At 35.9% G+C, this 13011-nt stretch carries 18 protein-coding genes; 14 read left to right on the top strand and 4 right to left on the bottom strand.

Translation table 11 applies throughout. The annotated features are described in order from the left end of the window. Nucleotides 1–73: 73 nt before the first annotated feature. The 11 genes from NQZ71_RS21220 to NQZ71_RS21170 all read left to right on the top strand — a co-directional run bounded on the left by NQZ71_RS21220 (nt 74) and on the right by NQZ71_RS21170 (nt 8374). Nucleotides 74–1036, top strand: a complete 963-nt coding sequence (locus NQZ71_RS21220; RefSeq protein WP_144454414.1) for a 2-hydroxyacid dehydrogenase — start codon at nt 74–76, stop codon at nt 1034–1036. Nucleotides 1037–1461: 425 nt separating this feature from the next. Beyond that, nucleotides 1462–1833 (top strand): DUF956 family protein, encoded by a 372-nt coding sequence (locus tag NQZ71_RS21215; protein WP_127739721.1) that lies wholly within the window; start codon nt 1462–1464, stop codon nt 1831–1833. A gap of 476 nt (nt 1834–2309) precedes the next feature. After that, nucleotides 2310–3281 (top strand): mannose/fructose/sorbose PTS transporter subunit IIA, encoded by a 972-nt coding sequence (locus NQZ71_RS21210; protein ID WP_144454416.1) that lies wholly within the window; start codon nt 2310–2312, stop codon nt 3279–3281. Between the two features lie 35 nt (nt 3282–3316). Beyond that, nucleotides 3317–4123, top strand: coding sequence for a PTS mannose/fructose/sorbose transporter subunit IIC (locus NQZ71_RS21205; RefSeq protein ID WP_127739723.1), 807 nt, complete (start codon nt 3317–3319; stop codon nt 4121–4123). An 18-nt stretch (nt 4124–4141) separates the two neighbouring features. Further along, a complete protein-coding gene (locus tag NQZ71_RS21200; RefSeq protein WP_144454417.1) occupies nt 4142–5053 on the top strand; it encodes a PTS system mannose/fructose/sorbose family transporter subunit IID in 912 nt (303 codons plus the stop codon). 270 nt (nt 5054–5323) lie between these two features. Then, entirely contained in the window at nt 5324–5641 is a 318-nt protein-coding gene (locus tag NQZ71_RS21195; protein ID WP_275006838.1) for a PadR family transcriptional regulator, read from the top strand. After that, nucleotides 5638–6360 carry a DUF2812 domain-containing protein gene (locus NQZ71_RS21190; RefSeq protein ID WP_317012355.1) on the top strand — a complete coding sequence of 241 codons (723 nt, stop codon included), beginning with the start codon at nt 5638–5640 and terminating at the stop codon, nt 6358–6360. Before NQZ71_RS21195 ends, NQZ71_RS21190 begins: the two co-directional genes overlap by 4 nt. Before the next feature lie 371 nt (nt 6361–6731). Next, a complete protein-coding gene (locus NQZ71_RS21185; protein WP_144454420.1) occupies nt 6732–7220 on the top strand; it encodes a pyridoxamine 5'-phosphate oxidase family protein in 489 nt (162 codons plus the stop codon). A gap of 114 nt (nt 7221–7334) precedes the next feature. Further along, nucleotides 7335–7544, top strand: coding sequence for a helix-turn-helix transcriptional regulator (locus NQZ71_RS21180; RefSeq protein WP_144454421.1), 210 nt, complete (start codon nt 7335–7337; stop codon nt 7542–7544). Next, a complete protein-coding gene (locus NQZ71_RS21175) occupies nt 7541–7966 on the top strand; it encodes a hypothetical protein (RefSeq protein WP_144454422.1) in 426 nt (141 codons plus the stop codon). Before NQZ71_RS21180 ends, NQZ71_RS21175 begins: the two co-directional genes overlap by 4 nt. Nucleotides 7967–8116: 150 nt before the next feature. After that, nucleotides 8117–8374, top strand: a complete 258-nt coding sequence (locus tag NQZ71_RS21170; RefSeq protein ID WP_317012354.1) for a DUF3953 domain-containing protein — start codon at nt 8117–8119, stop codon at nt 8372–8374. A 99-nt stretch (nt 8375–8473) separates the two neighbouring features. Here NQZ71_RS21170 and NQZ71_RS21165 read toward each other — a convergent pair whose 3' ends face one another. Then, a complete protein-coding gene (locus tag NQZ71_RS21165; protein WP_317012353.1) occupies nt 8474–9133 on the bottom strand; it encodes a Crp/Fnr family transcriptional regulator in 660 nt (219 codons plus the stop codon). A 152-nt stretch (nt 9134–9285) separates the two neighbouring features. Between NQZ71_RS21165 and NQZ71_RS21160 the strand changes: the two genes are divergently transcribed. The 3 genes from NQZ71_RS21160 to NQZ71_RS21150 are packed head-to-tail and all read left to right on the top strand — an operon-like array spanning nt 9286 to nt 10738. Next, nucleotides 9286–9615, top strand: coding sequence for a cupin domain-containing protein (locus NQZ71_RS21160; RefSeq protein ID WP_317012352.1), 330 nt, complete (start codon nt 9286–9288; stop codon nt 9613–9615). A 1-nt stretch (nt 9616) separates the two neighbouring features. Beyond that, nucleotides 9617–9967 (top strand): cupin domain-containing protein, encoded by a 351-nt coding sequence (locus tag NQZ71_RS21155; protein WP_317012351.1) that lies wholly within the window; start codon nt 9617–9619, stop codon nt 9965–9967. 15 nt (nt 9968–9982) lie between these two features. Beyond that, nucleotides 9983–10738, top strand: coding sequence for a class I SAM-dependent methyltransferase (locus NQZ71_RS21150; RefSeq protein WP_317012350.1), 756 nt, complete (start codon nt 9983–9985; stop codon nt 10736–10738). A 92-nt stretch (nt 10739–10830) separates the two neighbouring features. On the opposite strand, the gene NQZ71_RS21145 is transcribed toward NQZ71_RS21150, so the two are convergent. The 3 genes from NQZ71_RS21145 to NQZ71_RS21135 form a co-directional block, all read right to left on the bottom strand. Continuing rightward, nucleotides 10831–11193 carry a hypothetical protein gene (locus NQZ71_RS21145; RefSeq protein WP_317012348.1) on the bottom strand — a complete coding sequence of 121 codons (363 nt, stop codon included), beginning with the start codon at nt 11191–11193 and terminating at the stop codon, nt 10831–10833. Nucleotides 11194–11411: 218 nt separating this feature from the next. Next, nucleotides 11412–11558: a BH0509 family protein gene (locus tag NQZ71_RS21140; protein WP_144454429.1), complete on the bottom strand. Its 147-nt coding sequence runs from the start codon at nt 11556–11558 to the stop codon at nt 11412–11414. An 821-nt stretch (nt 11559–12379) separates the two neighbouring features. Then, the gene (locus tag NQZ71_RS21135) at nt 12380–12601 is read right to left on the bottom strand and encodes a DUF6366 family protein (protein ID WP_144454430.1); all 222 of its coding nucleotides are present in this window, start codon (nt 12599–12601) and stop codon (nt 12380–12382) included. Nucleotides 12602–13011: the final 410 nt, after the last annotated feature.

The following is a 13011-nucleotide window of genomic DNA, read 5'->3' as shown; positions in this document are numbered from 1 at the left end:
CCAATATCTTGATTTGTTGTAATCTATCTGTAGTAGGATTGAAAAACTTTCCAGTGGAAAAGGTGGAGATTCAATGAAACAGACTGTTTACATTACTAGAAAGCTGCCAAATGAAATCGTTGAGAAGCTATCGCAATTTCAAGTGCGAATGTGGGAAGAAGAAGGGAAACCAGTACCAAGGGAAATTCTGCTTAAAGAAGTTGAAAATGTAAACGGGCTTATCTGTTTATTAACAGACACGATAGATGAAGAGGTCATAAGCAGGGCGAAGCATTTACAGATTATAAGTAATGTAGCGGTAGGCTACAACAATATTGATGTTCAAGCAGCAACGAAAAAAGGAATAATCGTGACTAATACCCCTGGAGTTTTAACAGAAACGACAGCAGATTTAACTTTTACGCTGTTAATGGCAGCTGCTCGCGGCATACCTGCTGCCTCTGATGCTTTGCGTGGTGGACAATGGGGGGCTTGGTCGTTAATGGAATTTACTGGTCAAGATATATTTGAAGCAACATTAGGGATTATTGGCTTAGGTAGAATTGGTGAAGCACTTGTGAAGAGGGCACAAGGATTTAACATGAATGTGCTTTATTATAATCGCACCCGAAAGTATGATAAAGAACGTGAGCTTGGTATCACATATGCAGAGCAATCGGAACTTTTGCAAAGATCTGATTACGTATGTCTCATGCTTCCATATAGTCCAGAAGTCCACCATCTAATTGGGAAAGAGGAATTGTCTTTAATGAAACGAAATGCCATTCTTATCAACACAGCCAGAGGCGGCCTAGTCGATGAAGAGGCATTATATCATGCTTTAAAAAGCGGCGAAATTTGGGGTGCTGGCTTAGATGTTTTCGAACAGGAACCAGTACCAGTTGATCATCACTTATTAACTTTAACTAATGTGGTTACATTGCCGCATATCGGTAGTGCAAGTCTTAAAACAAGAATGAAAATGGCATATCTTGCAGTAGATAATATAATAAGGGTGCTGAATGGTGATGTTCCATTAACAGAGGTTCGCCTGTAAATTAAGTGAAGCTTCGATTTTAGTGCTAAATTACGGAGCTTTATTCCTTGTAAGCTGTATTTAAATACTCTTGTATTTTTATACCTAGTAAAATTTTAGCGCAAAAGGCACAATTTATGGATAAAATTAGAAGCAGTTCGAAAAAATAGAAGAGTTTTATTTATTCCTTCGAGCTGAATTGTTATGGTGCACAAATAATAGTGCCTATATAAAGACACTATAAACCGACCCTTGTAAATAAGATAATTCACGCAGTATACAAGCAAGTAAGTGGGACGTTAACTACCATGCCTATCATTTAACAATATTTTCGGACATGCCACTCTTTTTTCATAAAAATTCTCCATGTAATCCTAAGTATTTTTTGCTAAAAATAAAAAAATACGTATAATGATTAGTAAATATAAAGAAATGGAGTACATCAAATGGTCCAGTCAATTAACACTAAGGTCGATTTTGTTACAGATGCAACCTCACATATGGGAATTTCTGAGTACGGTAAAATCATGATTGGAGATAAGGGGTTTGAATTCTTCAATACTCGTGATGCTCGTAAATTTATTCAAATTCCTTGGGAAGAAGTCGATATCGTGACAGCCTCTGTTATGTTCAAAGGGAAATGGATACCTCGATATGCTGTTCAAACTAAGCGTAATGGAAAATATATTTTTTCTTCAAAGGATCCAAAAAAAGTATTGCGAGAAGTTCGTAATTACATTGATGCAAGCAAAATGGTGCAATCTTTAAGCTTCTTTGATGTTGTTAAACGCGGTGTAAAAGGGAAAATTAAAAAATAATAGTTTGGCAATTTGTAATTGAAGTTGAAAAAGAGACTAAAAAATAGCAGCTGCTTATTGCTTTTTTGCTATTACAATTGTAAACGCAACCTTTGTGATAAGGCTGCGAAAAAAAAGAATAAAATTCCCCTTGTAAGATGACAATTAAGTATGCTACAATATTTTTGCAAGCTCATTAAAGCGATGCAAAAATTTTTTATTCTAAACTTAAAGCGTTTACATAAAACTAAATATCATCGTCATATTTTTTACGTGTTACTGATTCGATCAGGCATGAGTTAAAAGTAGTGATTGAAATGAAGGATAAGGGGCACTCTATACCTATATTCTCATTTAAATCGACTTTTTACTCATGCCTTTTTTGTTATTTCATCGAAGATGTAACCGCTTTAAATGAGCTGAAGAAATACAGCTGAACTACACTTGATATAATCACTTTAGTAATTTAGCTGTAAATAATAATAGGAGGTAAAAAGATGGTAGGAATTATCATTGCTAGTCATGGTGAATTCGCCACTGGTATCATGCAATCTGGAGCGATGATTTTCGGAGAGCAAGAAAATGTAAAAGCTGTAACATTGATGCCGAGCGAAGGACCTGAAAATGTCAAGGCAAAAATGCAAGAAGCAATCGCCTCTTTCGACAATCAAGACGAAGTATTATTCTTAGTCGATCTTTGGGGTGGAACTCCATTCAACCAAGCCAACAGCTTGTTAGAAAATCACAAAGACAAATGGGCGATTGTTGCAGGTATGAACTTACCTATGTTGATTGAAGCATATGCATCACGCTTCTCCATGAACACAGCCCATGAAATTGCTGCACATATTCTAGGGACAGCAAAAGAAGGGGTTAAAGTAAAACCAGAAGAATTAGAACCAGCAGAAACCACTGCTGCAGCTGCAGCTAAACCAGTTAATGCAGGTGCACCTGGTAAATTTGAATACGTGTTAGCACGTATCGACTCTCGTTTACTTCATGGTCAAGTAGCGACTGCTTGGACAAAAACGACACAGCCAACACGAATTATCGTTGTGTCAGATGCAGTAGCTAAAGATGATTTACGGAAGAAATTGATTCAACAGGCAGCTCCTCCGGGCGTTAAGGCACATGTTGTACCAATCAATAAAATGATTGAGCTTGCTAAGGATGATAAACACTTTGGCGGTCAGCGTGCGTTGCTTCTGTTTGAAAACCCGCAGGATACGCTGAAAGCAGTCCAAGGTGGCGTTCCATTAAAAACCATTAATGTCGGTTCAATGGCCCACTCACCTGGTAAAGTTCAGCCGAATAAGGTATTGGCTTTTAGTCAGGAAGACATCCATACATTCGCTAAGCTTAAGGAAGCTGGTTTGAACTTCGATGTACGGAAGGTACCGAACGATTCAAAAGGCAATATGGATGACATTCTCAAAAAGGCACAGGAAGAATTAAATAAACAAAAATAATCGTATAAATCAGAGAAAACGGGAGGACTAATAACATGGATTTAAATATGATTCAAATAATATTAGTCATTATCGTCGCATTTTTAGCTGGTGTCGAAGGGATTTTGGATGAGTTCCACTTCCACCAACCTATCATTGCATGTACGTTAATCGGCTTAGTTACTGGAAACTTAGTACCATGTCTTATCTTAGGTGGTACGCTGCAAATGATCGCCTTAGGTTGGGCAAACATTGGAGCAGCCGTAGCTCCGGATGCTGCATTAGCATCAATTGCATCTGCTATTATTTTAGTCTTAAGTGGGCAGGGAGAAGCTGGAGTATCTTCTGCCATCGCGATTGCAGTTCCTCTTGCAGTTGCTGGTTTGCTATTAACTATCATCGTTCGTACAATTGCAACAGCATTGGTGCATTTAATGGATGCTGCAGCAAGAGAAGGTAATATACGGAAAGTTGAATTATGGCATATCGTCGCAATTTGTATGCAAGGTTTGCGTATCGCAATCCCAGCTGTATTAATTTTAGCTATTGGAGCAGGTCCTGTTAGAGAAATGCTTGAAGCAATGCCAACTTGGTTAACAAGCGGCTTGGCAATAGGTGGGGGAATGGTTGTAGCAGTTGGTTATGCAATGGTAATCAACATGATGGCTACAAAAGAAGTATGGCCATTCTTCGCAATCGGTTTCGTATTAGCGACAGTTTCACAAATCACACTTATCGGTCTTGGAGCTATCGGTGTGGCGCTTGCACTTATTTACTTAGCACTATCTAAGCAAGGCGGCTCAGGTGGCGGCGGAAACTCCAACAATGGAGATCCATTAGGCGATATTATTGATAATTACTAAGAAGGAGGGGAATAAACAATGGAAAAAGAATTAAGATTATCGAAAAGAGATCGTGTTTCTGTTTGGTGGCGTTCCACTTTCCTTCAAGGTTCTTGGAACTATGAACGTATGCAAAACGGTGGTTGGGCATTTTCTATGATTCCTGCCATCAAAAAATTATATAAAACAAAAGAAGATCGTTCTGACGCATTAAAACGTCACTTAGAGTTCTTCAATACACACCCATATGTTGCTTCACCGATTATTGGTGTTACTTTAGCTCTTGAAGAAGAACGTGCAAATGGTGCACCAGTTGAAGACACAGCAGTTCAAGGTGTTAAAGTCGGAATGATGGGACCTTTAGCAGGTATCGGAGATCCAGTTTTCTGGTTCACGGTTAAACCAATCCTTGGTGCATTAGCAGCTTCACTTGCATTAACTGGTAATATCCTTGGTCCAATTATTTACTTCTTTGCTTGGAATATAATTCGAATGGCTTTCACATGGTATACACAGGAATTTGGTTACAAAGCAGGCTCTAAAATTACGGACGACTTATCTGGCGGCATCCTGCAAAGCATTACAAAAGGTGCCTCCATACTCGGTATGTTCATACTCGGAGCCCTTGTTAACAGGTGGGTATCCGTCCAATTCACCCCAGTTGTATCGTCCGTTGAACTCGACAAAGGTGCATTTATCGAATGGGATAAACTACCTGATGGTGCACAAGGCATAAAAACAGCGCTCGAACAGCAAGCTGCCGGATTATCATTAGACCCTATGAAGGTCACCACATTACAAGCAAACTTAGACAGCTTAATTCCTGGTTTAGCTGGATTGCTGCTAACACTTCTGTGCATGTGGCTGCTTAAGAAAAAGGTGTCTCCAATCGTTATGATCCTTGGATTATTCGTGGTTGGTATCGTGTTCCACTTAATTCATCTAATGTAATGAATAGCTTTAATTAAATAATGAAACACAAAAAAACACCTCCTGTTAATTAGGAGGTGTTTTTTGTATTCCCCATTTGTTGGCACATTTCAATTGTTAACACAGAAATAACACAAATAAAGTTGTTGGACAAATGGCAATTGACACCAAAAAAATATATCACTTTATGATATATTTAAATGTAGACATATATATCACAAAGTGATATATTAAAAATAACATAATGTATCACTTTGTGATATATCAAAAAAGGATACAGGAGGTGATTGATTGAAAACAACGGAACAATTAACAGATTCCATGTTCTATATTATGTCAGCACTAACTAAACCAAGACATGGCTATGCAATAATGAGCCTTATCGAAGAACGAACAGACGGAGCAATAACGATCGGACCTGCTTCCATGTATACGATAATTAAGAAGTTATTAAAGCATGAATGGATTTACCTTTATGATGATTCTGACCCAAGACGGAAAACATATCTGCTGACTGAAAAAGGCAAAGATGTCTTAAAGGCAGATGTAAGTCTAAGAAAAGTAATGATTCAATTGGCAGAAATAGGGTTAAAGGAGGCTGAAGAATGAAGCAGACTAAATATGTTTTGTCAGGCGGTTTAGCTTTTGCTGAGGAAAAGGACATGAAGCAATTACGAAAGCTTTCTAATGATGGCTGGCATGTTAGTGGGTTTAAATTTATGGGGTATACCTTAAAAAAAGGTGAAAGTGCTGATTATATATATAGTGTAGATTATCGTTCATTAAAGGATATGGAAGCCGAGGAGTATTTTGAATTTTTTGCTTCCTCAGGCTGGACACATATTTCATCGGAAGGCAGCATACATCTCTTCCGAGCATTACCTGGTACGAAGCCTATTTACAGTGATCGTGAGACTACGGCTGAAAAGCATGTGAACTCTATAAAATCAATGAGATGGCTCGTAATTTCAATGGTTTTCCTGACAGTATTCGCTTGTCTAGGAGCACTTATAAGCACAGGCACATTACAATTGGTATTTAATATACTTGCTGTCGTATTCCTCATTGTCGCCATTCCCGCCTCTTGGACATTGATTGCCACATACAGTAATAAATGGACAGCAGAAGGAAGAAAAGGCTTAGTAACAGTGGTGAAGGCTTTACCAATAGTATTTCTTCTTTTCGTTGTGTTGATAATTTTCCAAGTGTTTGAAAGTATAAGTTATTCTGTTTCTATATTAGCTGCTATGCTAATAGGTGGTATTGTCGCTCCAATGATTATTTGGGTTATAATGTCGTTATATATAAGGGTGCGAGGAAATAATTAGGCTATGAAATATTTGCTGCAGAGGGCTTTCTTTCATCAAGGAAGCCTTGCTTTTATGAAGAAAACGAAAAGCTCTTGTCTTGCTACTCTTTGTATGCCGCTTTATCTTTGATCTATTTGTCGTACAAAAAGTGGATACATAAGAAATTCCTTTAATTAATTAACTCGATAAGTTTCATTCACAGGTAAAAGCATTGATTCCAATCTGGAATAATGCTCTTTTGGGGTTATGTAGGATGTCCTCAATTGTTCCATTTGCAGTTGTATTTCCTTATACAAATAGGGGATTCAGGTAAACAATATATCTTAAAAATGATTAAAAGCTGGTACAAAGGGTAATATACCTCTATAACAAATAATGAGGTGATGGAAATGTCTAACATGATAAAACAAGAAGAGCTTGAAACATTAAGAGAGTTAATCAAGGATATAGACACGGCCATGCTAACGACCGTAACAGAAGAAGGGCTTGTGTCTCGCCCAATGAAAACGCAGGAAGTCGAGTTTGATGGAGACCTATGGTTTTTCACTAAAAAAGAGACAGATAAATATGAAGAAATTTTACATGATCAAGATGTGAATGTCGCTTACGCAGGTAAATCCTATGTTTCTGTCCGAGGAAGAGCAGAAATCGTGGAGGATTTAAACAAGAAAAAGGAACTTTGGAGCAAAGCATATGAGAAAATTATGCAAACCTCCTATGATGATCCTAGTGTTGTTTTGATTAAGATCAAAGCAGAAGCAGCCGAATATTGGGAAACGGGTAATTTAACAAAGAAAATGGCTTTCTTCTATAAACGCATGACAGGACAAAGCTCTGATTCGACTGATGTTAATGAAACAGTTGAATTGAAAAATTAATAATAAAATGGATTGTCTGATTATTGGACAATCCATTTTTTGTGCGAAATGTAATATATATATGGAATAATGTTATATATATGTTACTATATAAGTAAGGAGGGATTTACTTATTTGGAAAATAAAGTGAAAATTTCTCGTCTTCAAGTTAATTTAACACAGCAGCAGCTGGCAGAAAAGATCAACGTTACCCGTCAAACAATTAGTTTAATTGAGAAGGGAAAATATAATCCATCCTTAAAGTTATGTATAGATATTTGTCGTGCAGTTAATAAAACGCTTGACGATGTATTTTGGCCAGAAAAGGAGGAAAATGTTGAATGAAAATGATTAAAGATGAACGCTTAAAAATTCAAAATCTAAAAAACATCCGCATTGCCTACATCATTCAAACAGCTGGTATACTTGCCATTTTAGGGTATGACTTAGTAACAAAAGGGTTTGACGAAATGATGGATAATCCCTTATGGTTTGTGTTTATGATTTCAACAATTGTCTCAGCCTATTTATCAATGAGCATTAGTGCAGACCATGAGAGCACTAAGAAAAACCCAAAAAAGAGCTTATGGATTTCCATTGCTGTGCTCTCCTTAATTACGGCAATTTTTGTCCTGGTGGTGTCCCTTACAGATGGAATAAACATGGGGTTAATGATCGGTGGAATTATATTTATTTGTGGTATTGCTCCGATTATATATTTATATTATTTACGATTAAAACGAGACGAGGATATTACTGAAGAATGAGTAAGTTTTACTTAATGTTTTAGGGGCAGGGATGAAAAGTCTATGCGCTTTTTTGTTACGCTCTTCTTATCAGCATGCTTGTAAGTTGAAACATTTCTCGGACTTATCCGTAATAAGTTAAGAGGTTACCTGTTTACAGGAGGTAGAAAAGTGAAAAGAAGAAAACTTACTGGTTTAGTAATAGTTCAATTAATTATCGGAACACTGGTTTTATTTGGTAGTATTTATAGTTCTGTTACAAAAAACTTCAGCTTACAACCGTTTGTATTTATCCTTTTAAGTGCATGGTTAATTATTATTGGGGTGCAGGAATATAAACGAACGAAGAAGCTGGGGTGGGGAATCCTTTATTTAGGCAGTTCGCTTTTTGTTTTTTATGTTGGTGTGGAAGGTATTTTAATGATGTAATTTAAAGTCAAATTAGGGATTACAAAAAAACTACTATAATATTGATGAAAACGGATGAAGCTCATTTCATCCGTTTTTATGTATCACTGTATCATTTACTCACAAAAGCTGAAATGTATTACGAGAAAATGTAATCAACCCATCATCCTGCATGCGACTGAGTTCTCTTGATAATGCACTTCTGTCCACGATTAAATAATTGGCTAGCTCCTCTCGGGAAAAAGGAATCGTAAAGTGCTGGGTATCACTTTTTTGTGATTGCAAATGTAAATAATGCAGAATTTTGTTGCGGAGATTTTTATGGGAAACAATGTCTAATTTATGATATAACTCTTGGTTTTTTTGTAATAGCAGTGTAAAAAGGTTTTCGATAATTCGTGCTCGTAACGCACAAATGACTTTATTAGGCTGAACGATATTTTCTTTATGAAAAAAGAGAATTTCGCAGTCAGTTGCCGCGGTTACATCATACTCCACTCCAGTTTGAGTGAATTGAAGAGCTGTCTCGCCAACAATTTCCCCTGCGCTTAATTCAGTGAAAATAAACGTTGATCCTGTAATATCCTCACTGCTTAAGAAGATAGTCCCTGTCAGAACGATTCCAAAGGTCGGAAGAGGGGCTTCCTTACTAAAAATAATCTCCCTTTTTTGATATTTTTTTGTATATCCCTTTAAGCAATGGATAGATTCCCTGATTTCTTCCTCAGAAAAACCGTTAAATAAATCGATGTTTTGTAAGATTTCAAATGAATTTTGCAAAAGTCTCACCTCTTGTTGCCTAGGCAACCGAAATTTACTATTCCGTCTGTTATACTCCAATTAATTGATAAAGATTATCATTATTGGTTGATATCATTATAGCTAATTGCCTGAAATATTCAATACATTCTTTGTAATAGAAGGGGGAACAAATGAATTTTCCGATAGAACAGGTATTTTCGTTAAGTGCTGCCATAGCTTATCGTCATAACCAAATAACGAGCACTGTATTAATAAGTGAAAATAATACCAATATTGTGCTGTATGCAATGGATTCAGAAGAAAGCATCAGCAGTGAATCCTCACCAAATAGGAAAATGGTGTTTGTATTAGATGGGAGCTTAAATATAACTATTAACCAAACTTCCTATGCTTTAAATATAGGAGATTCATTCATCATAGATAAAAACACGCAGCATGCAATTGAGGCACTTGAAAGATGTAAGTTCGTTCAAATCAATTATAACAATAAGGAGATTTAACATGGGAGCAGACAGCTTAATGAAAAAAATACCACATTCACAAGTAATTAAATTGGAGGATATGGTTGCAGTTGATGCCAATCAAGTTTCGAGTATGACATTAGTACAAAGACCTTCTATTGGAATGACCTTATTTTCCTTAGGTGAAGGGGAAGGTATAAAAATGCATACATCACCAGGAGATGCTATGGTGCAAATACTGTCTGGCATTGCAGAGATTATGATTGGCGAGGAAAAACACCTTGTTCATGGAGGCGAAACAATAATTTTACCAGCAAATATACCACATGCATTACATGCGATCAAATCGTTTCAAATGCTGTTAATTGTTGTGAAACCAGACAAACAATAAGAGAGGTGCAGCGAAATGGGGAAAAAGGAAGTTGGACATACCTTTTTAGCGAGATTAGGTAAAAAGCGCTTAAGACCAGGCGGAATTGCAGCAACCAATAGGTTAATAAAAGAAGCTAACTTAACGAACAAATCAAAAGTATTAGAGGTTGCTTGCAATATGTGTACAACCTCGATTGAACTTGCAAAAACATACAAGTGTCACATAACAGCTGTTGATATGGATACAAAAGCAATAGAAAAGGGAAAAAAGAATATCGAAAAAGCGCAGCTTCAAAACTATATCACTGTGCAGCAAGGGAATGCTATGAATCTTCCCTATGCAGACAATACATTTGATGTCGTATTTAATGAAGCAATGCTAACAATGTTTAATGAATCAGCAAAAAAGAAAGCAATTTCCGAATATTATCGTGTCTTAAAACCAGGAGGAGTACTATTAACACATGATATTATGCTGACAAAAGGTACACCGCAAACACTAGTGAATACATTAAGAGACATCATTCATGTTAATGTCTCGCCACTGCCGCAGGACGAATGGATGCATACATTTAAAGTAATCGGCTTTAATGAAGTAAAAACGAACTCTGGAGCCATGTCGTTGATGAACCCTAAAGGAATGATCCGAGATGAAGGATTTCTTGGCATGCTAACGATTATTAAAAATGGTCTGAAAAAGGAAAATAGACAAACGTTTAAAAGCATGTTCAAGTTTTTTAACCAGTCAGGAAAAAGCTTAAACTATATTGTTGTTTGCAGTAAAAAGTAGGTGACACTATATTTATTTTAACAATATAATTTTCGTCTCAATGCCAGTGATAGGTTGCTTCACTGGCTTACTTTAATTCTCTTGCCTGACAATTACTTCTCAATATGTATCTTGGTTAAAACCTGATTATTGAAGTCATTATTTTTACCTTTTTCTTTAGCCAAAATACTAGCAAACAATTTTTTATCCTCGTTAAATTGCTCCTTAAGTTGTTCCAAACTTGAAATATCACCTGTAAACTCTGTGATATCATCAATAACAACTTCAACTGGTCCTTCATAGGAGGCCGCTAGAGACATATCGTCTGGATGTGTGCCTATAACGATGCTATCATCGTCAACCTCAAGAATTGTACCACCATAATCTGCGCCGATGATTATGGACTTTTCCGTGTTGTTACAGCCAATTAAAAATAATATGAAAATTAATAATGGAAAAACGGCTATTTTTCTCATTTTTTGTCTCCTTGGTATTGTTTAAAGTTAATACGTAGGAGAGGTTAAAAGGTTTCAACGTTTATAGAATTGAAAAAGAATACGGAGCATTGAATAATCTAAGATGGATGTTTAAGCGGGTTTCCATTTTGGTGGATTACAAGGGGATCATGGCAAAGCAAAACCGGGACAATCTATTTAACAAGATTGTCCCGGTTTTTATTTTGCATATAGTTTATTTACATATAGTCATATTCTGAGTCTACAAAATAGAGCCAGTGATAATATTCAATCTGGGAATCTGTCATGTTTGAAATGTCATTTTCATTGAATTTTGTTTGCTCCATTAATTTCTGTACTTTGGAATTTCTTTCTACTCGGCTCATTTTAAATCCTCCCTTTAGTATGAGAAGTAACGAATTGGTTGAGTTGAAAACGTTTTCCTTCTGTTCTTATCTTTATTATATATCTCAATATGAGATTAAACAAATATTAAAATTAGATTGTTTTTCGAAAAATAATCAGAAATTGTTATTTATCTTTATTATGTAAAAGGGTATGAATCTTTTTTAACAGTCGCACGTAGTAAATTAGTAGACAGTGGAAGAATAAGTAAAATGGTATCGGTGAATTCCACATAGGAGGAGTACAGATGATCTGGATTACACTTGGAATTGTTATTATTTTAGGCGGATTTGGTTTATGGGGACAATTATCAAGAGCAAAATGGTTAGAGGAAAAATCTAAAAAAAGTAAGACGTCTTAACAATATGATGAAACTATTTTTTGTGCTCGCAGCTGTCAGTCCGCCATTTTTTGCTTTATTTGAAAAAGGAGCTACTGGAATCTTATTGTCATTATACTTTTTGTTTCTTGCCGCAGTATATAGTAAGCCCAGGCCAACTAAAACACAATAAGTGAATGAAGCAGTACATATAAATTGAAAAAAGGTGAACAAGTTATATTACCAGCAATATTAATTACAGTTTCCGTTTTATCATTAGCTTGGCTTGTTGGTGATAAGCATTATTCCTGCAGCAAATAGTAGAACAGAACTTAGTTGTGATAATGATCAAAAAAACCTCCATTTATTGGAGGATTTAGGTATAGATAAGATAGGAAAGGAAATGAAAGTAAGCTGTACGCAAACAAGCAATAATCTAAATTCAACTTCCTAAAGCTCTATAAACGAATATCTAAAACAATATCAGCTAAAAAGTAATCGATAACCAAAATAGCCTAAAACAGCAACTACAATTAATAAAATCGTAAAGCCAGTTTCTTTCCAATTGCTGTTACCAGTAAACTCTACTGTGCTGCCATTGTCTGCTTTATCTATTGAATCCTTTAATGTTCCTGTCGGATTGTTTTTTAACTCTTGCTGACGTAGTTGCTCGCGTTTTTCAGCAGATGTTTGTTTACCAGTCATAGGAAGAACCTCCAATTTGTTTATTTTTTACATTATACAGTATATTTGGAAATATGAACAAATTAATAATCTGCTATAGCCATAGTTAATACAATAGATAGGCGAGTCCTATTTGTAGATTTGAAAGAGGCTATATGGTTCCAGTCCGAATAATTAAATAATGTTTTTGAATTGGCATGTGAAGGAGGTTTTTAGAGGACCGAGCTACATGATATAAATAAAATTGAAGGAGCTATTAGTGTTAATCCTAACAGCTCTTTTTTTTAGTTAAGCAATAGTATTTAGTGACCAAACGTAGTCACTTAATTATTAAAATGCAGTGTTTAATCCTCAAAATCTTCGCTTGCTAAGGAACGTTTTTTACACAACCAAACAAAATAGTGTCTAAATATAGACACCATAAATAAAGC

It is taken from the genome of Niallia taxi (assembly GCF_032818155.1).
Taxonomy (GTDB): domain Bacteria; phylum Bacillota; class Bacilli; order Bacillales; family Cytobacillaceae; genus Niallia; species Niallia taxi_A.
Note: the sequence above shows the minus strand (reverse complement) of the source record. Positions and strands in the feature narration are given on the sequence as shown.